Annotated in this window: 25 protein-coding genes; 10 read left to right on the forward strand and 15 right to left on the reverse strand. The window is 59.5% G+C overall.

Going from position 1 to position 23,599, the window contains the following annotated elements:
* Together ACRXB1_RS01660 and ACRXB1_RS01665 are read left to right on the forward strand one after the other, a co-directional pair.
* The coding region (locus ACRXB1_RS01660; RefSeq protein WP_449490872.1) for an ABC transporter permease at nucleotides 1–692 on the forward strand (692 nt) is incomplete at its 5' end.
* Between the two features lie 71 nt (nucleotides 693–763).
* Entirely contained in the window at nucleotides 764–1,375 is a 612-nt protein-coding gene (locus tag ACRXB1_RS01665; RefSeq protein WP_449490873.1) for an alpha-ketoglutarate-dependent dioxygenase AlkB family protein, read from the forward strand.
* A gap of 1 nt (nucleotide 1,376) precedes the next feature.
* Here ACRXB1_RS01665 and ACRXB1_RS01670 read toward each other — a convergent pair whose 3' ends face one another.
* On the reverse strand, nucleotides 1,377–1,769 hold the full coding sequence (locus ACRXB1_RS01670) for a RidA family protein (RefSeq protein WP_062168217.1): 393 nt from the start codon (nucleotides 1,767–1,769) through the stop codon (nucleotides 1,377–1,379).
* A gap of 108 nt (nucleotides 1,770–1,877) precedes the next feature.
* Between ACRXB1_RS01670 and ACRXB1_RS01675 the strand changes: the two genes are divergently transcribed.
* Nucleotides 1,878–2,378, forward strand: coding sequence for an MgtC/SapB family protein (locus ACRXB1_RS01675; RefSeq protein ID WP_449490874.1), 501 nt, complete (start codon nucleotides 1,878–1,880; stop codon nucleotides 2,376–2,378).
* 77 nt (nucleotides 2,379–2,455) lie between these two features.
* Nucleotides 2,456–3,679, forward strand: coding sequence for a DUF2252 domain-containing protein (locus tag ACRXB1_RS01680; RefSeq protein ID WP_062000535.1), 1,224 nt, complete (start codon nucleotides 2,456–2,458; stop codon nucleotides 3,677–3,679).
* Between the two features lie 49 nt (nucleotides 3,680–3,728).
* On the opposite strand, the gene ACRXB1_RS01685 is transcribed toward ACRXB1_RS01680, so the two are convergent.
* A complete protein-coding gene (locus tag ACRXB1_RS01685; protein ID WP_062000536.1) occupies nucleotides 3,729–4,007 on the reverse strand; it encodes a hypothetical protein in 279 nt (92 codons plus the stop codon).
* Between the two features lie 268 nt (nucleotides 4,008–4,275).
* On the opposite strand from ACRXB1_RS01685, the gene ACRXB1_RS01690 reads away from it, so the two are divergent.
* Both ACRXB1_RS01690 and ACRXB1_RS01695 read left to right on the forward strand, forming a co-directional pair.
* On the forward strand, nucleotides 4,276–5,355 hold the full coding sequence (locus ACRXB1_RS01690) for a DUF2515 family protein (RefSeq protein ID WP_449490875.1): 1,080 nt from the start codon (nucleotides 4,276–4,278) through the stop codon (nucleotides 5,353–5,355).
* Nucleotides 5,352–5,981, forward strand: coding sequence for a flagellar biosynthesis sigma factor (locus ACRXB1_RS01695; RefSeq protein ID WP_449490876.1), 630 nt, complete (start codon nucleotides 5,352–5,354; stop codon nucleotides 5,979–5,981). Before ACRXB1_RS01690 ends, ACRXB1_RS01695 begins: the two co-directional genes overlap by 4 nt.
* Nucleotides 5,982–6,041: 60 nt before the next feature.
* Here the strand turns inward: ACRXB1_RS01695 and ggt are convergent, their stop codons facing one another.
* The 6 genes from ggt to ACRXB1_RS01725 are packed head-to-tail and all read right to left on the reverse strand — an operon-like array spanning nucleotide 6,042 to nucleotide 13,195.
* Nucleotides 6,042–7,679 (reverse strand): gamma-glutamyltransferase, encoded by a 1,638-nt coding sequence (ggt, locus tag ACRXB1_RS01700; RefSeq protein ID WP_449490877.1) that lies wholly within the window; start codon nucleotides 7,677–7,679, stop codon nucleotides 6,042–6,044.
* Between the two features lie 48 nt (nucleotides 7,680–7,727).
* The gene (locus ACRXB1_RS01705) at nucleotides 7,728–8,591 is read right to left on the reverse strand and encodes an ABC transporter permease (protein ID WP_062000538.1); all 864 of its coding nucleotides are present in this window, start codon (nucleotides 8,589–8,591) and stop codon (nucleotides 7,728–7,730) included.
* Entirely contained in the window at nucleotides 8,591–9,535 is a 945-nt protein-coding gene (locus ACRXB1_RS01710; protein WP_449490878.1) for an ABC transporter permease, read from the reverse strand. The genes ACRXB1_RS01705 and ACRXB1_RS01710 overlap by 1 nt, the downstream gene beginning before the upstream one ends.
* A 6-nt stretch (nucleotides 9,536–9,541) precedes the next feature.
* Entirely contained in the window at nucleotides 9,542–11,044 is a 1,503-nt protein-coding gene (locus ACRXB1_RS01715) for an ABC transporter substrate-binding protein (protein ID WP_449490879.1), read from the reverse strand.
* Nucleotides 11,045–11,060: 16 nt separating this feature from the next.
* Nucleotides 11,061–12,158 carry an ABC transporter ATP-binding protein gene (locus tag ACRXB1_RS01720; RefSeq protein ID WP_062168226.1) on the reverse strand — a complete coding sequence of 366 codons (1,098 nt, stop codon included), beginning with the start codon at nucleotides 12,156–12,158 and terminating at the stop codon, nucleotides 11,061–11,063.
* On the reverse strand, nucleotides 12,155–13,195 hold the full coding sequence (locus ACRXB1_RS01725) for an ABC transporter ATP-binding protein (protein WP_449490880.1): 1,041 nt from the start codon (nucleotides 13,193–13,195) through the stop codon (nucleotides 12,155–12,157). Before ACRXB1_RS01725 ends, ACRXB1_RS01720 begins: the two co-directional genes overlap by 4 nt.
* 130 nt (nucleotides 13,196–13,325) lie before the next feature.
* On the opposite strand from ACRXB1_RS01725, the gene ACRXB1_RS01730 reads away from it, so the two are divergent.
* Nucleotides 13,326–14,189, forward strand: a complete 864-nt coding sequence (locus ACRXB1_RS01730) for a LysR substrate-binding domain-containing protein (protein ID WP_062168229.1) — start codon at nucleotides 13,326–13,328, stop codon at nucleotides 14,187–14,189.
* Nucleotides 14,190–14,355: 166 nt separating this feature from the next.
* Complete coding sequence (locus ACRXB1_RS01735) at nucleotides 14,356–14,631, forward strand: hypothetical protein (protein WP_062000544.1); 276 nt, start codon at nucleotides 14,356–14,358, stop codon at nucleotides 14,629–14,631.
* Nucleotides 14,632–15,006: 375 nt separating this feature from the next.
* Here the strand turns inward: ACRXB1_RS01735 and ACRXB1_RS01740 are convergent, their stop codons facing one another.
* From ACRXB1_RS01740 to ACRXB1_RS01765, 6 genes are read right to left on the reverse strand one after another with little or no spacing between them, the layout of a single operon-like run.
* A complete protein-coding gene (locus ACRXB1_RS01740; protein ID WP_449490881.1) occupies nucleotides 15,007–15,366 on the reverse strand; it encodes an L-rhamnose mutarotase in 360 nt (119 codons plus the stop codon).
* A 2-nt stretch (nucleotides 15,367–15,368) separates the two neighbouring features.
* Nucleotides 15,369–16,487, reverse strand: a complete 1,119-nt coding sequence (locus tag ACRXB1_RS01745; RefSeq protein WP_062000546.1) for a mandelate racemase/muconate lactonizing enzyme family protein — start codon at nucleotides 16,485–16,487, stop codon at nucleotides 15,369–15,371.
* A 38-nt stretch (nucleotides 16,488–16,525) separates the two neighbouring features.
* The gene (locus ACRXB1_RS01750; protein ID WP_449490900.1) at nucleotides 16,526–17,377 is read right to left on the reverse strand and encodes a carbohydrate ABC transporter permease; all 852 of its coding nucleotides are present in this window, start codon (nucleotides 17,375–17,377) and stop codon (nucleotides 16,526–16,528) included.
* A 13-nt stretch (nucleotides 17,378–17,390) separates the two neighbouring features.
* A complete protein-coding gene (locus ACRXB1_RS01755) occupies nucleotides 17,391–18,332 on the reverse strand; it encodes a carbohydrate ABC transporter permease (protein ID WP_062000547.1) in 942 nt (313 codons plus the stop codon).
* Nucleotides 18,333–18,360: 28 nt separating this feature from the next.
* Entirely contained in the window at nucleotides 18,361–19,692 is a 1,332-nt protein-coding gene (locus ACRXB1_RS01760) for an ABC transporter substrate-binding protein (protein WP_449490882.1), read from the reverse strand.
* A 36-nt stretch (nucleotides 19,693–19,728) separates the two neighbouring features.
* The gene (locus ACRXB1_RS01765; RefSeq protein WP_449490883.1) at nucleotides 19,729–20,793 is read right to left on the reverse strand and encodes an ABC transporter ATP-binding protein; all 1,065 of its coding nucleotides are present in this window, start codon (nucleotides 20,791–20,793) and stop codon (nucleotides 19,729–19,731) included.
* A 217-nt stretch (nucleotides 20,794–21,010) separates the two neighbouring features.
* Here ACRXB1_RS01765 and ACRXB1_RS01770 point away from each other — a divergent pair, with 217 nt between their 5' ends.
* Together ACRXB1_RS01770 and ACRXB1_RS01775 are read left to right on the forward strand one after the other, a co-directional pair.
* Entirely contained in the window at nucleotides 21,011–21,802 is a 792-nt protein-coding gene (locus tag ACRXB1_RS01770; protein WP_062001015.1) for an IclR family transcriptional regulator, read from the forward strand.
* Between the two features lie 242 nt (nucleotides 21,803–22,044).
* On the forward strand, nucleotides 22,045–22,599 hold the full coding sequence (locus ACRXB1_RS01775) for a carboxymuconolactone decarboxylase family protein (RefSeq protein WP_449490884.1): 555 nt from the start codon (nucleotides 22,045–22,047) through the stop codon (nucleotides 22,597–22,599).
* Between the two features lie 9 nt (nucleotides 22,600–22,608).
* Here ACRXB1_RS01775 and ACRXB1_RS01780 read toward each other — a convergent pair whose 3' ends face one another.
* A complete protein-coding gene (locus ACRXB1_RS01780) occupies nucleotides 22,609–23,583 on the reverse strand; it encodes a VTT domain-containing protein (protein WP_062168243.1) in 975 nt (324 codons plus the stop codon).
* Nucleotides 23,584–23,599: the final 16 nt, after the last annotated feature.

The raw sequence follows: 23,599 nt of genomic DNA on the forward strand, positions 1-23,599 counted from the left end.
TGCTGGCGGTCGGCGTGTTGAACGGCCTCGTGATCACGCACATGCGGATCCTGCCGTTCATCGTGACGCTCGCAACAAGCCTCGGCGCGCACGGCATGGCGCTGTTGCTGGGCCATAACGATGCGGTATCGATTGCCGCGGCCGCCGATTCCAGTTTCGCCAACTTCGGCCAGGGCGACTTGTTCGGCTTGCCGATACCGGGAATCGTCGCCGCCGTGGCTGCGGTTTTAGGCTGGCTTGCGCTGAGAAGCACGCGCTTCGGACGACACGCGCTGGCGATTGGCGGCAGCGAAGAAGCATCGCGGCTGATGGGTTTGAACGTCGACCGGACACTGGTCGCCGTCTACGCGTTGAGCGGGTTGCTGGCCGGATTGGCCGGCGCGATCCTGGCCGCTCAATTCGGCGCGGGGCAGCCCAATGAAGGTATCGGCTGGGAGTTGTTCGCGATATCGGCGGTGGTGCTCGGCGGGACCTTGCTGACCGGCGGACAGGGATCGATTGCGATGACCATCGCCGGCGTTGCCTTGCTCGGGCTCGTGTTCAATCTGCTCAACTTCGAGAATGGTTTGGGCTTCATCAGCTTGTCGGCGTATTGGCAATCGGTGATACGCGGCGTGTTCCTGCTGCTGGTGATCGTGCTTCAGGCCAGGGTGCTGAAGAAACGTGTGACGGTGACGAAGCTCGCGCATTGAGATGATTGCGCAAGCTCCGGGTTGGACAATCTGCTAACTTACGATGTCCGACCCCGCCACGAAACCACGCCATGTTCGACCTTTTCGACGACATCCCGAAGCCGGACATCGACTGGCTGCCTGAGTGGCTGGATGCGGCAGCGGCGTCGGACATCATGGCCGCGCTGCTCGATGAAGTCACGTGGCAGCAGGACATCATGAACACGCCCGGCGGGAAGAAACCCTTTCCGCGCCTCACCGCGTGGCAGGGCGACCCCGGCGCGGTCTATTTTTACTCAGGCATTCGCAACGTTCCGAAACCGTGGACACCGACGGTTTTATCGTTGAAAGAGAAAGCCGAAGCAATCGCCAATACCGCTTTCAACAGCGTGTTACTCAATCGCTACCGGACCGGTCAGGACAGCATGGGCTGGCACGCCGATAAAGAACGTGAACTCGGCCCCGAGCCGGTGATCGCATCGGTAAGTCTCGGCACCACGCGGACCTTCGAGTTCCGCCACACGAAGACACGCCAGATGCATCCGCTGCAACTCACGCATGGCAGCTTGCTGATCATGCGGGGACGCACGCAACTGGACTGGGCACATCGTGTGCCGAAAGAACCCGAAGCGCGCGGCGAACGCGTCAACCTCACCTTCCGCTACGTCGACGCGACAGCAAGTACGCGTTCACGATCTTCCTGAGCTAACGCTTCGCCACGAAATCAATCTCCACGAGTGCATCGCGCGCCAATCCCGTTACGCCGATGCACGTCCGCGCCGGCAACGGCTTCGGCTCGAAATAGCTCTTGTAGACGGTGTTCATCGCCGGGTAATCGCGTTTGAATTCGGTCAGGAAAATCCGCACATTGACCACGTTATCCAACGATAACCCCACGCCCTCCAGCACGAGAATCAGGTTATCCATCACCCGGCGCGTCTGCGCTTCGACGCCTTCGGGCAAGGGCTTCGAATCATCGTCGGGATCGGTCGGCATCTGGCCGGTGAGGAACACCCAGCCATCGGCTTCCGCCGCGTGGGAAAAAGGTGCGACCGGCGTGGGGGCGGCATCGACCATCGTAAAGGTGGGTAAGCTCATTGTGTCTCCTTGAAAAAGCACAGCCCGTTACCGTAACGGGTCAAAATTCAAGTCGCTTCGCAAGAAGCATTCACAATGCAGGCGTGACCATTTAATCGCAGGCCCGCAATGCTCCCTCTCCCCGTTCTCACCGATGCCGTAATCCGCATGTTCTGGGCGCTTGCGATAGGTTGCATCATCGGCGTGGATCGCGATCTGCACGGCAAACCTACGGGCATGAAGACGCTCGGGCTCGTGTCGCTCGGCGCTTGCCTCACGACCATGGCCGCGATGGGCTTCGCCACGCAAAGTGCAACGATGAGCAGCGACGTTTCGCGTGCGATCCAAGGGATTGTTACCGGCATCGGCTTTCTGGGCGCGGGCGTGATCGTGCAAACGCCGGGGCAATACCGGATTCGCGGGCTGACCACGGCGGCATCGATATGGGTGACGGCGGCGGTAGGTATCGTCTGCGGGCTGGGGGTGTGGAGCGTTGCGCTGATCGCAACTGTGATGTTGATCGTGTTGCTGGTCGTTGGACGGAAGGTCGAAAAGGCACTGCACAGACAATGGATAAAAAAGCCGCCTGCCGAACGTGCAGCAAGCTCAGATCTGGAAGACCTCGGTTGACCATCGAACCATACAAACGCATTACGAATCAACGGCATGCGGCTTGCTTAAAACAAGCACTAACAGGACGATCCCCCATGCCCAAGAAAAAATCCCCCGCCCTTCCCGGCATCAATGATCGTCAGCCGCTGCTCAACGCGCGCCGCAACATGAAGATGGCCGAATCCGCGCACGCCTACGTGCGCGGCAACACGAGCAAGTTCTATGAATGGCTCGACGGCATAGAAGGTCACACGCTTCCCGAGGGTCCGGCCATCTGGATCTGCGGCGATTGCCATACCGGCAATCTCGGGCCGGTTGCCAACACCGACGGCGAGGTCGAGATCCAGATTCGCGATCTCGACCAGACTGTGATCGGCAATCCGGCGCATGACATCGTGCGGCTGGGGTTATCGCTGGCGACGGCTGCGCGGGGTTCCGACCTGCCCGGCGTCACGACCGCACGCATGATCGAAGCGCTGTCGGAGGGCTACGAACACGCGTTCGATGCCACCACCAAGGATCGCCCGATCAAGAACACGAAGCCCGAAGCCGTGCGCGTGATGATGAAGGAAGCTGTGCGGCGAACGTGGCAGCAACTGGCGGTTGAACGTATCGACGATACGGAGCCGAGCATTCCCCTCGGCAAGCGTTTCTGGCCGCTCGATAAAAAAGAGCGCAGCGAGATAGAAGCCCTGTTCGAGCGTCGCGAGATCGCCGACATTGCGACGGCCCTGCGCAAGAATGCCGATGAAGAAAACGTCTCCGTCATCGATGCCGCGTATTGGGTCAAAGGCTGCAGCTCGCTCGGACGCTTGCGGTATGCGGTGCTGCTGGACGTCGATGGTGGCGTGGTGGAAGGCGACGACCTTTGTCTTATCGATATCAAGGAAGGGCTGAAGGCCGCCGCGCCGCGTTACCCCGGTCAGGACATGCCGCGCGATAACGGCGAGCGGATCGTCGAGGGCGCGAGGCATTTGACGCCGGCGCTGGGTGAGCGCATGCGTTCGGCGCGTTTGAATGATCGTTCGGTGGTGATTCGTGAATTGTTGCCGCAGGACATGAAGCTTACCGTCGAACAGCTCACGCAAGAGGAAGCGATGAAAGCGGCGCGTTTCCTCGCGATGGTGGTCGGCAAAGCGCACGCGCGGCAGATGGACAAGTCTGGGCGGCGCGCGTGGTTATCCGAGTTGCGGCGAGCGCGAAGCAAGTCGCTGGATGCGCCGTCGTGGCTTTGGAACAGCATCGTGGCGCTGGTGAGCAGTCACGAAGCGGGGTATCTGGAACATTGCCGGCGGTATGCGTTGACGCCGGCTTTGTAACGCCACAACGAAAGAGGCCACTCGGTGTGATCGAGCGGCCTTTTGAATTCTAGTATCCGTGGCGATCATGCCAACGATGCTCACGCCACTCATGATGCCGCCACTCACGGCGACGCCATTCGCGTTCACGCCAGCCATCGTCACGATAACCGCCGTAGCCGCCATACCCGACCACCACAGGCGGAGGCGGCGCCACGTAAACAGGAGCCTGCTGCGCGTAATACCCCGGCACGCCGATTCCCACGTCCACATTGACATGCGCTGAAGCCGCCGCCGATGCCATCAGTACGCCCAACCCCAGTACTGCACCCAGTATCTTCTTGTTCATCCAGTCTCTCCGCGCACTTGTCGTGCTCTTGGTGTATGCAGCCAAGTGTAGGAGCGACGTCTTGATACAGGTGCTACCGGAATGCGATAAAAGTAACCGAGCGTATCTTGAAATTAGAACCCCGCCGCCAGCCCATCCCTCCGGCAACATTGTGATCTCACACCGAACAAATACCACTCCCCATCCCAAAAACACGATGGCCCGGCAATCTGTTAGCTTCACTTTGAACGAAGGGGGCCATTTGGTGTTTGAAACGGAATGACCTCGTATGGGCGTGCCGCGAACGACCGTCGCGGTGCGTATAGACGAAGTGGATAGCATCGAGCAAGAGTGCATGAAAAAGTGCGACAACCCCAGATGTCCGATCTGTTACCCGAATTGGAAAGACGAACAGGCCGCTGCAAGAAAACGAGCGGACGACGACAAGCATGACTGCATTAACTGCTGGCGCGTCTATCAGAAGAAGGCCGAGGCTATCGTCTCCGTTGATGATCCCGTTGCACGCAACCGGCGCATCAATGCTGCCTATGCGCAGTTGTGGCTGGATGATCATCGATTTCAATGGGCCGGGCTCGCTGCATTTGCATCCAAGCAGGTAGGCTGCGGCTTGCTCAACGCCGCAGAAATGATTGGCAAGTCAAACCAGGAGCGGGACGCATATCAGCGCTGGGACAAAACCAGTTCGCCCCTTGAACGGCTTTCACCTTATGCCTCGCCTCGAATGCCGGTTACTGATCAGGCGTTTGGTGAGGGCGCTCGCAAGGTGTACGAGATGCTGGCGAAGGGAAACACTGCGCTGTTCCTCGATGTATGGCCCCTGCACATGTTTTATAAGGAATTCGGATTGCAAAGGTTTGACCGGTGCCTGACGGAGCGTGCTCAATTACGCGGATCGGTCACGTGGCCAATAGCCGATCAAGTTCCGTTCGGTACAGTCAAGGATGAAATCCGGCGCGGATTTAGCGCAATCGATGCGGGTGAACTCACCGAAGGCGTTGCCCAACTTGCTCGCCACGAACAACTCAATATCCTGCAACCTGCCATGTACGACGATTCGGGTTTTGCCATGCTGATGCGAGCAAATCAGTTTGCATGGGCCTTGAATATCCCGACCGGATCGGCGCGGGAAATCCAGTTGGCGCTCGTCAATCAATGCACGGTCGCGGGCGCGAATGGTAAATACGAAATTTTCAGCAGGCAGCCGTTAGCGAATCTAGCCAATGCGGATCAGAGAATGGCATTTGTGCTGAGGGCAGCGCAGCGGTTCGATGAATTGCTGCGCCATCCGATCGAGCAGCATTCCGTTGAAAACTCTTTGTTTTTGCTCGCGCGAAGTGGTGCACGATGACCAACGCGCGAACCAACAAATGGCTTCGGTGGGTTGCGTCCGTAGTTCTCGGATTGGCCGTTGTTGGGGCGCTCTGTGTCAAAGCGAAGCCGGCAGATGAAGTCATATTGACCATTGGCGAATCTTATACGCAGATACGGCAACAATCGCATTCGACACTACCGGTACTTACCAGCGAGAACAGGATTAACCTTTATGTTCGACGACCGGCCGTCCTAAGGTTTAGCGATCCACAATACGGGTTTGTGACGCCGGCTGCAAAATTCTTGAGCCTTTACGCGGACAAAAATGGCAATGTCGCGCAGCTCACCCTATCGCCCCAAGTAGAGACGCTGCCGCTCGACGAAGCCGTCTCAGTAGCCGTAAATTTGCAAGATCAACTCCGGCGTGCGCACTGGAGATCGATTCTCACCGTCGACCACCCGCCCATCATGAATACGCCAGCCATGCGCGCCGCAATACACTCGGGAGCCAACCCGCAGACTTTTTGGCTGGCTGGCGACCGATATCAGGTGTCTCTCGATATCCGCCGCTTCAATAGTGAGAGTTGGGGAAATGGCGAGCGATATCTAATAACTCTGCAGCTAAGCGGTCCACCTTTAATGACGGACCGGCTCAGCGATTGATGCAGCGGCCCTGCCGTTCGAATAGCGTATAAATTTCACGAACATGCACGGGCCCACAAATTAGAACCCCGCCGCCAACCCATCCCTCCGGCTATCGCTCGCAGCCACATAACCACGCTCGGGATCGTTGCGATCCAGCTTCCAGATGTACTGGCCTGAACCGAAGTCCATATAAGGATCATCGACCGATTTGATCGTGTGGCCGTACCCTTGCAGCGCCTTCACCGTATTAACGTCGAGCGTCGCTTCGACATCCACCGTGAAATCGCGATTGACCTTCCAGCGCGGTGCATCGCAGGCGGCTTGCGGCTGTTGGCCGTAATCGAGCATTCGCACGATGGACTGCAGATGCCCCTGCGGCTGCATGTCGCCGCCCATCACGCCAAAGCTCATCACCGCTTCTTCCGTGCCATTCACCTTTTGCGTGAGGAACGCCGGAATGATGGTGTGGAACGGACGCTTGCCGCCTTCCACCACGTTCGCGGATTTCGGGTCCATCGAAAAACCAAAGCCACGATTCTGCATGGCGATACCCGTGTCCGGCACGACCACGCCCGATCCAAAACCCATGTAGTTCGACTGGATGAAACTCACCATCATGCCGCGCTCATCCGCCACCGACATATAGATGGTCCCGCCCGCCGGCGGCATGCCGAAGTCGAAATGCCTGGCCTTGTTCGGATCGATGAGCTTCGCGCGCTCGGTGAGATATGCGTCGTCGAGCATTTGCTCGGGCGTGACGTCCATGGAGCGCGGATCGGCGACGTACTGGTAGACATCGGCGAAAGCAAGCTTCATGGCTTCGATCTGCAAATGCTGCGACTCGATTTTATCGACGGTCAGCGCCTTCACGTCGAACTTGTCGAGAATGCCGAGCGCGATCAGCGCCGCGATGCCCTGCCCATTCGGCGGAATTTCATGCACGGTATATCCGCGATAATCCTTCGAGATCGGCTCGACCCAATCCGCCTTGTAATTGCGCAGATCGTCGGCGGTCATTGCACCGCCGCCCTGCTTCGCGAACGCCGCGATCTTTTCGGCGATCTCGCCTTCGTAGAACGCGCGCGGACCTTTCTCGGCAATGGTGCGCAGCGTCTTCGCGTGCCCCGGATAACGCATCAGTTCGCTGATTTCAGGCGCGCGGCCGCGTGGCATGAACGTCTCGGCGAAACCGGGATAGTCCTTCAACTCGGGAATGGCGGCCGCCCATTTATAAGCAACGATGCTCGCCACCGCGTGACCACGCTCGGCAATTTCGATAGCCGGTTCCATCAGATCGGCGAACGGCAGCGTGCCGAATTTCGCGTGCAGCGCTTCCCATCCCGCGATCACGCCCGGCACTGTCGCTGCGTCCCAACCACGCTTCGGATTATTCGCGATGCCGTTCTGCTCGCCATACTTGTTCTTGAAGTAATCGACGTTCCACGCCGCCGGCGATACACCCGACGCGTTCAGCCCGTGCAGTTTCTTGCCGTCCCAGACGAGCGCGAACGCGTCGCCGCCCAGACCGCACGATACTGGCTCGACCAGCGTGATCGCTGCTGCGGCGGCGATGGCGGCGTCGACCGCATTGCCGCCCTTCCACAACATGCGCAAGCCCGCTTGCGCTGCAAGCGGATGCGAAGTGGACACGATATTGCGCGCGAACACCGGCAAGCGCGGTGTCGGATACGGGTTCTGCCAGTTAAAGCGGGTCATGGGAAACTCGTCTCTTTGATTAGTGAAAATGTTGCGGTTCGACAGTGTTCAAAGCTCGCGCGGATCGAGCGCGTCGCGCAGTCCGTCGCCGAGAAGATTGAAGCCGAGGACCGCGAGAAAGATCGCAATGCCCGGGAAAATCGACATCCAGGGCGCCTGGCTCACGAAGTCCTTCGCGGTGTTCAGCATCGATCCCCACGAAGGCGCCGGCGGCAATTGCCCAAGCCCGAGGAACGACAGGCTGGCTTCGGCAATGATCGCCATGGCGACGGTGAGACTCGCCTGCACGATGATCGGCGGCAGGACGTTCGGCAAGATGTATCGGACGATGATGCGGAAATGCCCGAGCCCGATTGCACGCGCGCCCTCCACATAATCCTCCGCTTTGACGCTGATTGCCTGGCCACGTGTCAGGCGCACGAAGCGCGGCATGGCCGAGACACCAATGGCGATCATCGCGTTGGTGAGGCTTGGGCCAAGGAACGCCGCCAGCGCAATGGCGAGGATCAGGAACGGGATGGACAGCAGGGCATCGGTAAAGCGGGAGATGACGCCATCGACGAACCGGCCGAAGTAGCCCGCGAGCAATCCCAGCGGCACGCCGATCACGACGGCGATTCCCACCGATACCACGCCCGCCAGCAACGAAGCCCGCGCGCCCCAGAGCAAACGCGTGAGGACGTCGCGGCCGAGTTCGTCGGTTCCGAACCAGTGACTCGCCGAGGGGGCCTGCCGAACTGTCATGAAACTCGCCTGAATGGGATCGTAGGGCGAGAGCCACGGCGCAAACACCGCAACGAGAATCACGAGCAGCACGATCGCCGCGCCCGCAACGGCCGCGCGATTGCGCATGAAGCGGCCGAGCGCGCGGTTGCGCTTACGCGGCAAGGCAGTTTCCACGATAGTCGCCATCAGCTTCTCCTCAAGCGCGGATTGAGGAGAATGTAAAGAACATCCGCGAACAGATTCACCACGATAAACCCGACCGCCGTGACCAGCACCACGCCCTGGACCACGGCGTAATCACGATTGAAAACTGCATCGACAACCAGCTTGCCGAAGCCCGGAATGGTGAATACTTGCTCGGTCAGCACGGCGCCCGCGAGCAACTCGCCGAACAGCAACACAAGCACCGTGACGATGGGAATCAACGCGTTGCGAAAGCCGTGCTTCACGACCACCGTGCCTTTCAACAACCCCTTCGCACGCGCCGTACGAATGTAATCGCTGCGCAAGATGCTGAGCATTGCGCTGCGCGTATGCCGCATCAACTGCGCGCCGAGCGCCGCGCCGAGCACGAACGCGGGCATCAACATGGTCTTGATGCTCAGCCAGAAGTCCTCGACAGGCGACACGTATCCCGACGACGGCAACAACTGCCATTTCACCGACACCACAAAAATCAAAATGATCCCGAGCCAGAAATTCGGTATCGACATGCCGGTGAGCGCGAGAATATTCGCGCCGTAGTCGAGCGCCTTGCCCTTGTTCGCCGCCGATAAAACCCCGAGCGGAATGCCGATCCCGATTGCGATGATCATCGCCATGACGGCGAGTTGCAGCGTCACCGGCAACTTCTGCGCGATGAGCTTTGTCACGGGAACATCGGTACGCAACGACGCGCCCAGATCACCATGAAAGATGTCCCGTACCCAAAGCGCGTATTGCACGGGCACGGGTTCATCGAGGTGATACTTAAGGCGCAACGTTGCGATGACTTGCGGATTCTGGTCTTCGCCGGCCATCGCCAGAACCGGATCGCCGGGAAGCATTTTTTGCAGGCCGAAGATCATCATCGACACCAGGATCAGTGTCGGGATCGCGACGAGCGCACGGTTGGCGATGATTCGCAACATGAACGGTTATCCCTTGATGCTTACGCCGCGCAGACGAATCAAGCCGTCAGGGTAAGGCGTGAAGCCCTGCACCTTCTTCGACATTGCGTACGGCCACGGCTGTGCGTAGAGATAGATGATCGGATCTTCGTCGGCCAGGATCTTTTGCGCGGCATCGTAAGCCGTCTTGCGATCGGCGACGGTCGACTTCACGCGGGCATCGTCGAGCAGCTTGTCGACGTCGGGATTGCAATAACGCCCGTAGTTCAGGTTGCCCTTGCACGTCACGAACTGATGCAGGTTGCCATCCGGGTCCGTGCGGCCCGACCAGCCGAGATAGAGCAATTCGAAGTCGCCCTTGGTCGATGCGTTGAGCGCCGCGGCGTAATCGGTCGGACGCAATTTCAGGTTGATGCCGGCCTCGGACAACATGGCTTGCAGCATCTGCGCCATCTGGTTCGATACCGTGTTATTGCCGAACGTCAGCTCCACGTCGAGCTTCTCGAAACCCGCCGCCTTGAGCAACGCTTTCGCCTTCGGGATATCACGTCTGGTGGTCTTCAGCGATGCATCGAAGTACGGGCTGTTCTTCGGGATCGCCTGATTGATCGGCGCGAAGATGCCGCCGCCGATGACCTGATTGATCGCATCGCGGTCGATTGCCAATTCGAACGCCTCGCGCACACGCTTGTCCTTGAACGCCTTCGGGGCACGCGCGCCGTTCGATACGTTAAACGTAAGGTCGTAGAAGCCTAAGCCGCTCATCGAAATGAAGTTGAGGTTCTTGTCGCTTTTCACCGATGCCACGTCGGAAGGTGCAAGACGTTCGAGCATATCGAGCGAACCGGAACGCAGGTTCGCAAGACGCACGGTGCTGTCCGGAATCGGCTGGAAGATGACCTTCTGGATCGGGTATTTGTCGGCGTCCCAGTAGCCCGCGAATTTCTCGAGCACGACGCGGTCGTTCTGCACGCGCTGCACGAACTTGTACGGGCCCGAGCAGACCGGATGCGTGGACACGCCGGCGTCGTCGGTCAGCGTCTTCGGCGCGAGCATCATGCCGGCGCGATCGGTGAGCGTGGCGAGCAGCGCGGCGTCAGGCGCCTTCAAAACGATGGCGACGGTGTTTGCATCGACAACATCCACATGATCGATCGACGCCAGCTCGCTTTTGCGATTGCTCGCCGGCATGGAGCGCGAACGGTCGAGGTTCGCCTTCACGGCGGCGGCGTTGAACGGTTCGTCGTCGTGGAACTTGACGCCCTGCCGCAACTTGAACGTGAGTGTCTTGTTGTCGGCGCTCATGCTCCACGAGGTGGCGAGCATCGGCACGATCTTCAGATCCGGGCCAATATCCACCAGCGAATTGCACAGCGAACTGAACACGATCCGGTCGACCACCTGGCTGCTTCGCGCCGGATCGAGCGTGCCGATATCGTCCTGCAGACCAATACGAATAGTCGAGCTTGTCTGAGCCATCGCAGCACTCGTGCTTGTCGCAAGCGTCGCGGCCAAAAGAAGTTTGCGCATCTGGAATTCCCCGTTTTTATCGTGTATTCGAATGTTCTTTGAGCGCGCCATCTACAGCCGTCTGACGCTGCCGATACACCGCGAGCCGCTCGGTCAGCTTCGGACTCACGATGGAAACAAGCGGCGCGCCACCGCCCGCGTTCTGGATCTCGCGCCAGAAGTGGCAGGCCACGCGATGCCCGTCCGGCCGAGTTTCGTTGACCGGCTGTTCGTCGGCGCAACGTGCTTTTGCATGCGGGCAGCGCGGATGAAAACGGCAACCGGAAGGCGGAGAAGTCGGGCTCGGCAAGTCACCCGTGAGCGATGCCTTGCTACGGCGCTGACGCGGACTGCTCGCCGGGATCGCCTGCAATAATGCTTGTGTGTAGGGGTGCAAGGGTTGATCGAAGAGATCGTCGACGTCCGCCATCTCCACGATTTCACCCAGATACATCACCGCGACGCGGTCGCTCATATGGCGGATCACCGCGAGATCGTGCGCGATCATGATCAGCGTGAGGCCGAGTTCCTGCTTCAGCGACTCGAGCAGGTTGATCACTTGCGCCTGCACGGAGACGTCGAGCGCGGACACGGGTTCGTCGCCCACGATCAATTTCGGCTCGCCAGCGAGCGCGCGAGCAATGCCAATCCGCTGGCGCTGGCCGCCCGAAAATTCATGCGGATAGCGCTCGGCATAACCCGGTTGCAGACCGACCGTACGCAGCAACTCGGCGACGCGTTCCTGCAGCGCCGCGCTTTTCGCGAGGCCATGCAACGCAATCGGCTCGCCGATGATCTGGCCCACCGTCATGCCCGGATTCAGCGATGCAAACGGGTCCTGGAAGATGATCTGCATCTCGCGGCGCAGACGCCGCATTGGCTCGGTGCCAAGATGCGTGATGTCCTTGCCCTGATACATCACGCGTCCTTCGGTGCTGTCTATCAGGCGCAGCAACAGGCGCCCGAGCGTCGACTTTCCGCAACCCGATTCACCGACGATGGCAAACGTCTCGCCCTGCTGCACGGAAAACGAGACGCCGTTCACGGCGTAGACGGTCGGCGCGCGCGTGAACATGCTGCGCGTGCCGCCAAAGTGTTTGGTGAGTTCCTGCGCTTCGATGATCGGCGGGTTCATGCGGCGGCCTCGTCATACAAGGCGACGGTCTCGACCGGCGCGACCCAGCACGCCACGCGATGCGAACCGTCGATCGTCTTGTCGGGCGGCGCCTGATCGATACACCGCTGCTCCACAAACGGACAGCGCGGCGCGAAGCGGCACCCCTTCGGCATCTGTTCGGGCGACGGCACCGAGCCGCGAATCGTCGCCAACGCCCCTTCGCGTTTTCCCACCGATGGAATCGCGCCCATCAAACCGATCGTGTACGGATGCTGCGGGTCATCGAAGATCTCATCCACCGATCCGTACTCCACGATTCGCCCCGCGTACATCACGGCGACGTGGTCCGCGACTTCCGCGACCACGCCGAGGTCGTGCGTGATCAGGACCATCGCCGTGCCGGTTTCGGCCTGCAGGTTGCGCACCAGCAAGAGAACCTGCGCCTGGATGGTGACGTCGAGCGCGGTCGTGGGTTCATCGGCGATCAGCAGTTGCGGGCGATTGGCGAGCGCCATCGCGATCATCACCCGCTGACGCATGCCGCCCGAGAGTTCGTGCGGATACGCGTCGAGCCGTTTTTCAGGCGCGGGAATGCGCACGAGGCGCAGCATTTCCAGCGCTTCCTTGCGCGCCGCCGCACCCTTCAATCCACGATGCCTTTGCACGCACTCCGCAATCTGATGCCCGATGGTGAACGCCGGATTGAGCGATGTCATCGGCTCCTGGAAGATCATGGACATGCGGTTGCCGCGGATATCGGCGAGTTCGCGTTCGGTGAGCTTGAAAAGATCGCGGCCGTCGAACAGCGCTTTTCCCGCGACGATATTCGCCGGCGGGCTCGGCAGCAAACCCATCATGGCCAGCGACGTGACGCTTTTCCCGCAACCCGATTCCCCGACGATGCACAGCGTCTCGCCCGCGTTCACCGAGAACGACACATCTTCAACGAGATTCGGCACATTCACAGCGCGCGAGAATTTCAGCGAGAAACCGCTGACTTCGAGTACGGGAATTTTCGTGGGCTGATTGAGAGGCGGCTGATTCGACGTCGACAAATTTCAATACTCCGCTGCACGACAAAAGGGATGCTCTTCACCAAACTTTCATCATCATTATGTCGGGCGCGATGCATCAGGAAATATTAAACTTTCTTTTCGACACTTAAAATTAACTTGAGTAACGCCGATGCCCACTATCCGGATGCTGAAGACCTTTCGCGCGGTCGCTCGGACTGGCTCTTTTGCCGCCGCCGCCGACAAGGTGGCGCTCACGCAGGCGGCTGTCAGCCTGCAGATGCGCGGTTTGGAACACGCGCTCGGGCGGCAGCTCTTCGATCGCAGCGCGAGGCAGGTCGTGCTCAGCCGTCAGGGCCGCGAAATCCGATCGAAGGTCGAGCAGATCCTCGATCTGCTCGACGAACTTGAAGCCACACCCGCGGATTCCATGCAGGGACCGGTCGCGATTGGCGCGGTGGTATCGGTGATCGGCGCATTGTCCTTGGGCGTGGCGCAACTCAAGACCGCGCACCCGGGGCTCGATGTGAGGTTGTTATCGGCGCGGTCGGACGAACTCACGGTGATGGTCGAGCAAGGTGAAGTCGATATCGCCGCCGTGGTGGCGCGGCCCGACCAGACGCTGCCCGACACGCTGAAATGGACGCCGCTTTACACGGAGAGGCTGATGCTGATCGTCAGCCGCGAAATCACCGATACCGATCCGCAGCGCATCCTGGCGTCGAACGGGTTCTTGCGGTTCGACCGGCGCGTGCGCACCGGCGTGGTCGTGGATCAGGCGCTTACGGCGCTCGGGCTGGAAGTGAAGGAGTATCTGGAGCTGAACTCCATCGAAACGATCGCGGCGCTGGTCAGGAAGAACGTTGGGGTGACGGTATTGCCGGAGCTACATCGCGCGGGGTGGCAGGCAGACCCGTCGCTGCGGTTGATTCCGATTGCGCACCCGCCGATCCTGCGTACTGTCGGAATGATCGAGAGGGCGTCGTACGGCCGCAGCGGGATAACGGCGGCGATTATCGAGACGCTCCACGGCTAGATTTGTAGGCGTATCCCGTCATCTCATTATTCGTCTATCCCGAAAACTGATTTGCGCCTATCGAATACAATAAATCGATAGTAAGGGTATACACTGCATTTCATCGACGCAGTGAGCAGAACCAACCAGCCACTGCGCCCCTTACAACGAAATATCGGAGCGCATCATGAAAAAGAACCTTATCGCCACGTTGTTGATCGCCACTTCCGCAGCCTTGGCTGCACCCGCATTCGCAAGCAGCGGCTACGGCCCGGCACCGTCGTATAACCCGACGGTCGGCGCACCCGCCTCGCAGCGCGGCCAAAGCGCACAAACCGTTGCCGCTGAAAACGCACAATCGGCCGCTGATGCCAAGTCGTACGGTGGCGTGCAGGACACGCAATCGCAATCGGGCAGCCGAGTTCGTGCGAACCCTACGCAGTCGCTGTACTCGCATAACTAAGCTCGATGAAATTGCGTGATATCGCGATCGTCAGCGTGACCCACATCCGCGACTAACGCAAAACGTAGGAAGCGGTAACGCCGATGCCGGATGGACTACAAGTTCATCCGGCGTCGGCTTTTTCATTGCAGGAAAAGATTGGGTAAGGAGTGCACGGCGCCGCGAGCGCGGCTTAATGTTGCCTTAAGGATCGCCGCTTACAGTAGCCACATGACCCCCCTGTTGTACCCCTCTTAGGCCGCCTAGCGGCCTTCTTTTTTGAGTCCGCAAAAAATGAAAACGCTTTGGCGATTGTGCGTGGTGGCGGGTTGTCTTATCGGCGGCGTGGGTCTTGCGGTCGGGCTCTTCTCGCTGATCCTGCACATTGCCTGAGCGTCACGCGTCTCTCATCTGCGCGTTCATGTTGAACGCCAGTTTCGTTGGTTGCCATTCCCCGGTCGTTGCATTCGGCAGCGGCTTCTGAAAACTTCCCATCAGCGCGTTCCATTCGGTCACTCGCGGATGAGCATCGGGACCGGCGACGAGTTTGCCGAAACTGAAATCCGGCTCCGTTTCAATGAGCATCACAAGCCGCGTGTCGCGCCGCCAGATCGTCATATCGACAATCCCGGACGCCTTCAACGCGTCCAGCACTTCGGGCCAGACAGCTTCGTGATAAGCATCGTATTGCGCGATGACCGCAGGGTCATCGCGCAGATCGAGCATCAGGCAATGGCGTGTAATGGACGCGCTCATCTTCAGGCGGCCGCGCGGGCATCCACACGAACATGCGTGCGTTGCGTCCCCTGAATGGCGTCCCAATCCCAATCGATACCAATGCCCGGCTCCATCGGCGCAACCGCGTAGCCGTGTTCGATTCGAACCTGCTTGCCCGTCAACGAATCTAGTTGCGGAATGTATTCAAGCCACGTGGCGTTCGGCACTGCCGCGCACAAGCTCACGTGCAACTCCATCAGGAAATGCGGACAGATCGACACGTTCATGGTTTCCGCGAGATGCGCCACTTTGAGCCACGGCGTGATCCCGCCGATGCGCGCCACGTCCGCCTGCACGATCGAGCAGGCATCCGCTTTCAGATAGTCGCCGAACTGCCCCGGGTGATACATCGATTCGCCAACCGCTATCGGCGTTGAACTTGCCGCGTTGAGCCGCTGATGCGCGGCGATGTTTTCAGCGGGCATCGGTTCTTCGAGCCACGCAAGACGCAGCGGCTCGAAAGCATTCGCGCGGCGGATGGCTTCGGACAGCGTGAAACCCTGGTTGGCATCGACCATGATTTCGAAATCATCGCCCATGGCTTCGCGCACGGCGGTCAGCCGGCGCATGTCCTCGGCCAGATGCGGCCGGCCGACCTTGATCTTCGCGCCGTGAAAACCGGCGTCGCGTGCCTGGAGGGTCTGATCGACGAGTTCCTTCGCCGATAAATGCAGCCAGCCGCCCTCTGTCGAATACGTGCGGGTGCGCGGTTTCGCGCCGCCCGCCGCGATCCACAACGGCACGTTCGCGACGCGCGTATTGCGGTCCCACAGCGCGGTGTCGATAGCGGCGAGCGCCAGGCTCGTAATCGCGCCGACGGCCGTTGCGTGCGTATGAAAAAACAGGTCACGCCAGATTGCTTCGTATTCCGATGGATTTCTTCCGATGAGTTGCGGCACGAGATGGTCGTGCAGCAACGCGACGATCGACGACCCGCCCGTGCCGATGGTGTATGTATAACCCGTGCCCGTGCTGCCATCGCTGCAATGGATCGTGACGAGCACGGTTTCCTGGACCACGAACGACTGGATCGCGTCCGTGCGTTTGACCTTGGGTTGAAGATCGACCTGACGGATGTCGACGGTATCGATAGTTGCCATTTCCTGTTTCCTCTAAAGCCTGGGTTCAACCGATTCGTTCAGCCTTTGACGCCGCCGAGCGTCAGCCCCGCGATCAAATGTTTCTGCACAATGAAGGTCAGCACGATTGCCGGAATGATGATGATCACCGCCATCGCGCACATGCCGGCCCAATCGACCGAAAATTGCGCGGTGAAATCCATGAGCCCGACTGGAAGCGTTTTTGTATCGGGGCTTCGGCATAATTGCGTGGCGAGCGCGAACTCGTTCCAGCTCGTGAGAAACGCAAAGATCCCCGCCGATGCAATGCCGCTTTTTGCGAGCGGCAACTCGATGCGCCAGAAGGCTTGCCAGCGATTGCAGCCATCGATCTGCGCGGCTTGAGACAACTCGATCGGCACTTCACGAAAGAAGCCGTCGATAAGCCAGACGGTGAACGGCACGTTCATCGCGAGATAAACCAGGATCACGCCAATGCGTGTGTCCAGCAAACCTGTCCATGCCCATAGCATGAAGATGGGCAACGACAACGCAATGCCCGGAATGGCGCGCGTCAGCATTAGCGTGACGAACATGACCTTCTTGTGCTTGAAGTCGAAACGCGCGAACGCATAGCCGCCGAGTACACCGACGGCGAGCGCTGCGGCCGTGCTCACGCACGAAATGATCACGGAATTGACGAAGTACTGGCTGATGGGCAGCGACGCCATTTGTCCGTAACCAAACATGCTCTTGAAGTTATCGAGCGTGTAGCTCGAACCCGCGAACGGCGACTGATTGGAAAGAATCGCCACGTTCGATCTAAATGCATTAAGCACCACCCAAAGCCCCGGCAGACAGATGACCGCCATGACGATGAACACGCCAAACCACATTGCCGACTTGCGCATGAACGCGCCCTTGATTGCCATATCGCTCATAGTGTCAGGCAGGCCCCATGTGTTTGCGCGCACCGCTCAGCTTGCGGAAAAAGTACAGCGTGAAGAGGATCGACACGAGCACCGATACATACGCAATCGCGTTTGCGTAACCCATGCGTGAATCGTCGTAAGCAATTCGGCCGACCATCGTCCAGAGCAACTCGGTGCGTCCGCCTGGGCCGCCGTTCGTCATGATGCGAACGATGTCGTAAGCGCGGCCGACATCGAGTGAACGAATCGTCATCGATATATAAATGAACGGCATCAGGTAAGGCAGCGTCACATAGCGGAAGGTCTGCCATGACGTGCAGCCATCCACCTTCGATGCTTCTATGGGGTCCTTCGGCAACGCCATCAAACCCGCCAGCAGGATCACCGCGAAGATCGGCGTGGAGTTCCAGACCTCCGCCGCAATCAAAGATGCAAGCGCCGAGTTTGCATCGACCAGGAAAGGGAATGCCGACTTAGCGCCGAACAACGTCTGCATGAGGTTGTTCACAATGCCCGTGCTGTCGTTGAGCATGAACTTGAACTGGAAGCCAACTAGCACGGGCGAAAACATCATCGGAAACATCATCACCGTGCGCAACGCGCGCTGCCCTTTCGTCACTTGATTGAGCAACAGCGCAACGCCGAGACCGAGCACGAGTTCCAGATTCAACGCGACGGTGAGGAACAAGATGGTGCGTCCGAACGCGGCCCAGAAGTCCCCGTTCGCAAACGCGCGTTCGTAGTTGCGCCAGCCAATCCAGTGCGACAGCGTGTCGGGATCGGTCAGGCGATACGCCGTGAAGCTCGTATAAAACGAGAACAGCAGCGGCAGCACGACCACCAGTCCGACCGCGAGGAACGCGGGCAGAAGCAGCTTGATCGGCAGCGGAATGCGCCAGCGCGGTGTTGCCAGAGCGGGTTCGCCGCCGATCGAATAAGGCGTGTTGGATTGCATCGAAAGCCTGATGATGTTTGGTCGAGCGTTACTGGTCCGCCGCGTCCTGCATGATGTCGGCGACTTTCTTCGCGGCTTTGTCGAGCGCTTGCTGCGAGGTTTCATCGCCGATGATCGCCTTCTGCAATTCCGGCCACAATGCGTTGGAAATTTCGTTCCATTGCGCAATGCGCGGCGGCGTGAACGAGTCTTCCTTCGCGGCCTGGCTGAACGTCGCCACCGCGTCCGCCATGAAGTGATCGTCCTTGGCCTTGAACTCCTGCACGATGGCCTGCTGCGCATCCACGCGCGAAGGAATGGAGCCGAGCCGCGCCTCCACGAGTTGCGAATCCTTGCTCGTCAGGAACTGGATAAAACTCGCTGCAACATCAGGCCGCGCACACACTTTGGTGATCGAAAAGCTGTGCGAGCCGGACCACCCTGGGCGCTTGTTCGCAGCACCCAACGGCGCACGAACCACGCCCACATTTCCAGCGAGCTTCGACGTCTTCGGGTCGTTATAGAACGATGCGAATCCCGGCCAGTCGAGATCGAGCGCGACCTTGCCCGATGCAAAGTTGTTGCCGAGATCGTCCCAGACGTAGCTCGGAACGCCCTTCGGAACCACGCCGGTTTTGTACAGGTTCACGAACCAGTCGAGGGTCTTCACGCCAGCCGGCGAGTTGAATGTCGGCTTCATTTTTGCATCGAATAGCTGACCGCCGTTGGCGACCAGCAATGAATAGAACGTGCCTGTCAGCGCTTCGTCCTTACCCGGGAATTGTGTGCCATAGAAGTTCGGCGCCTTGGTGAAGAACGTCGCTTGCTGCGTGAAGTCGGCAAAGTTTTTTGGCGGCGCCAGATCCTGCCCGAACTTCTTCTTGTATGCATCGCGATTGGCGGGATCGGCGTATGCAGTCTTGTTGTAGTAAAGCGCTTCAATGTCCGTTGATCGCGGAATCTGTACGAGCTGGCCCTTGACTTCGGACTGCTTCAGCAACGCGGGCGCAAACGCCGAAAGATAGGTTGCCGGGAACAGGCCCTTGAGGTCACGAAAGATGGGATATTGCGCGGAGAAGTTCGTATGATTCGACGACACGCAATAGTCGATATGTTGCGAAGCGATGTCCTGCTTCAATTCACGATCCAGCTCGAAGTGACTCTTGCGCGAGATGATCTCCACCTTCGCGCCGGTCTCTTTTTCCCACAACGGAATGCGTGTATAAAGCGCTTCGTATTGCACGCCGCCGATCAGCTTCACGCGCAGCGTATAGCCTTTGTATTCGTTATCGGCGCGTGCTCCGGTCGTGGCGATCAGTCCCGCCAAAGCCAGCATGGATACGGCGATCTTCACTGCGGTTTTCATTGAATCCTGGCGCATGATGCGTCTCCTTTGTTATATGTCTTCGCTCGGTTCTCAACGCAGCCTGCGGCTGGTGTCGGTATCGAAGATCAGGGTGTTGTCGAGTTCCGCGGCCAGCCGGACGTTCTGTGCGGGCTTGAGCGGCAGGCGTCCGTTCACGATCACGCAGCAACGTTGTCCCGCGACGGTGCCGAACAATTCAGTCGATGCACCCGTCGGTTCCACCACGTCCACATTGAATGGAAGGCCGCCGGCATCCGCCACCAGAAGATGTTCGGGACGCACGCCGACCGTTACGTCCTGTCCATCGCGAGCGTTGACGACCGGCACTTGCAACGAAAAATCACCGATACGTACGCGCGCTCCGCCGCCTTGCAGTTCGTATTTGCCTTTGAAGAAGTTCATGGAAGGCGACCCGATGAAACTCGCCACGAACAGGTTGTCCGGGTCATCGTAGAGTTCGAGCGGCGCGCCGATCTGCTCGATCACGCCGCCATTCAACACCACGATGCGATCCGCCATGGTCATTGCCTCGATCTGGTCGTGCGTCACGTAGACCGTCGTTGCGCGCAGACGTTGATGCAGCGCCTTGATCTCCGCGCGCATTTGCACGCGCAGCTTGGCGTCGAGATTGGACAGGGGTTCATCGAAGAGAAACACCTTCGGGTCGCGGACGATTGCGCGCCCCATTGCCACCCGTTGACGCTGGCCGCCCGACAAATGCCGCGGATAACGGCCGAGCAAGTCCTGAAGCCCAAGAATGGTCGCGGCCTGATTGGCGCGCGCCGCGATTTCATCGGGCTTCAGATCACGCAACTTCAGCGCAAACGTGAGGTTCTCCAGCACGCTCATATGCGGATACAGCGCGTAGTTCTGGAACACCATCGCAATGTCGCGATCCTTCGGCGGCAGGTCGTTGACCACGCGTCCGTCAATAAGAATCCGGCCCTGCGTCACGCCTTCCAGTCCGGCGAGCGCGCGCAGCAATGTCGACTTGCCGCAACCGCTTGGTCCTACGAGCACGAGGAACTCGCCGTCCTTGACCGTCAGGTCGATCTGCTTCAACACCTGCACGGCGCCGAACGATTTCTGCACCTGCTTGAATGCCACTTCAGCCATCAGCGTTACCTCGTTTGTCGACCGGCGTCAGCATGTCCGCGCATCTCGCAGACTCGTTTTCCACCGATGCAAATCATTTTAAAGATAAAACGGTCTTTCATAGATGAATTTACGTCGGTGTTTTCCCGAGGATCGCATGCGCGCGTTTTCGGCCGGAGATGCCGCTTTTCCCGGTCTACAATCACGCCACGCAAGTACGCACAACTTTGGAGGGATCTTGGACAACACGCGATATTCGGCGCCGGCGCTCGAGAAGGGGCTGGACATCATCGAATTGCTGGCGGGTCATCCGGAGGGGTTGTCGCTGGCGGATCTCGGCAAGACGCTCGGGCGCACTACAGCGGAAATCTTTCGCATGGTCGTGACGCTGGAAGCGCGCGGATATCTCCTCGCGATAGGCGATCGATACGTGTTGTCGCTCTTGCTTTTCCAGCTCGCGCATAGACATCAGCCGGTTCGATCGCTCGTGACTACCGCGCTGCCCTTGATGACGCAACTCGCCAACGACGTGCGGCAGTCGTTCCATCTATGCGTGTATCAGGACGGCCGCGTGTTGATTGTCGCGGGCGTGGAAAGCCCGGAACGTTTTGGATTTTCGTTGAAGGTGGGCACGTTGATCGGCATGACCGATACCGCTTCGGGTCAGGTCCTCATGGCGTTCCAGGAGGAGCTTGAAAGAAAGCGCATGTTGAAGCTCCACGTTCCGGTAGACGGTGAACTTCCCGTCGATGCAAAGCAGCTCGCCGCCGATCTCGCGCGAATCCGCGAACGCGGACATGCTCGCATGCCGAGCCGGCAAGTCAGGGGCGTGAAGAATCTTGCCTACCCGGTGTTCGGACGAACCGGTCACGCGATTGCCACGTTGACGACGCCGTTTATAGAACGGATCGATAATGCGCCGGTACCCGCCATGAACGAAGTCGGCGAACGGATGAAAGCCGCAGCGCAAACGCTGACCGAATTGATGGGATTGAATGTGTATTGGGAACCGGGCGCGAGCGGCAACTGAGATTTGCATTGCATATTTAAGCAAACTCGAGCGTTCATGAGCAGCGCCGCCGACGACAGGACGTCTCGCCACGTCCAGCCGCCGGCACACGCCACCTCTCCCCTCGGATTTGCTGCTCCCCGATACTCCGATGCTTTCCTGAGCTGATGTCAGTTTGTCCCCGTCGCATCGTTGACTGTATTTAGCCACGCGCGTGCAGTTGGCGCATCCCCACATATGTATGGATAGGAATGGAGCCAGCCATGACAACCCGCCTTCCCGAGTTCGATCCAGCCCTCGCGACCGACGAGCAAAAAGCCGTGCTCGATGAAATCCTTTCCGGTCCTCGCGGCAATCTCAATGGTCCGTTTCTCGGCTGGATCCATAGTCCGGAGCTGGCGCAGCACGCTCAACGCCTCGGCGCGTTCTGCCGATACAAAACGGGCTTGCCGCTTCGGCTTTCAGAGCTTGCCATTCTGGTTACCGCGGCGCGCTGGCAGTCTCAGGCAGAGTGGTACATTCATTATCCGATCGCGCTCGAAGCGGGTCTTCCGGCCGCGATCGCCGATGCCATCCACGACAACCGGCCGCCCGTTTTCGAAGACGCGGACGACGCCCTGATCTTCGATTTCGCCACGCAGCTCTTCGAAACAAAGCGCGTCACGGACGCGACCTTCGATCAGGCGGTGGCGCGCTTCGGGCACGTAACCGTGATCAACCTCGTCGGCTTGCTCGGCTACTACGCGCTCGTTGCAATGACGCTGAACACCTTCGGCATGCGCGCGCAAGGACAAACCACGTTGCCGTTTCCCGAGTAACTCAAATACTCAAGACCGCACCATCGACGAATCCATCTCACCGAACTCAAGCGGCAATGGTTCGACGGGATAGCCGCGCCGGACCCATTCGTCGAGCCCGCCGTACAACGCCCGGACATTCACAAAACCCTTCGCGCGCAAGCGGCGGCAGACTCTGCGGGCGGTGACATCGTTGGAATGGGAACAGTACACAACAATCGCGCTTGCCCGAAGCGATCTGTCGATGGTTCCGGGCGAGTCCGGATCGAGCAATCTCGCGCCCGGAATCCGCACGCTCTGCTCGTCGCGATCGGCGTGCTTGCGTGCATCGATGATCAAGGGCGGCGAAGCCGATTTCATCATGCCATCCAGCTTGCGCGCCGTAACGACTCTGCGGCGCAGCCAACGCCTGATGCGCCAGCGCAGCACGAACCGATAGATCAAGTAGAGAAGCGCCGCCGCTGCGAGGACGTCGAGAATAGACGCGCCGTATGGCCGCAACACCATCAGCAGCATGGCAAGTTGCTGCTCGAAAAGCGCGCCGCCCAGCAACCAGAATGAAGCCCATACGATCGTGCCGACCGCATCCCATGCAACGAACCTGACCGGCGAAATCACGGTCGTGCCCATCAGCGGCGGTGTAATGAGCGCGAGTCCCGGAACGAACTTCGCCACGGCGACGATAGCAATGCCAAAGCGCTCGAACAGGCTGCGTGTGGTGCGGATGCTTGCATCGACGGAAAGCGAGCGGCGCGCGAAAAAATCCGTGAGACGCGCGCCGTAGATCCGCCCCGCCGAGAACCACGCGAAATCGCCGATCAACGCCGCCACCACGGCCGCGAGCAACACGTGCGAAAACGCGAGAAGACCGGCCGCGATCGCAGAACCCGCAAACAGAAGCACCGGGATGATCGGCAATGGCACGCCAAGCCGCGTCACGAGCACGTTGACGAAGACCACGGCGCTGCCCCAGGTGGTGATCGCCGACGGTGGAATCTGAATCAAGTGGCCGTCTCCCGAA

The sequence above is a fragment of the Caballeronia sp. M23-90 genome (assembly GCF_053574605.1).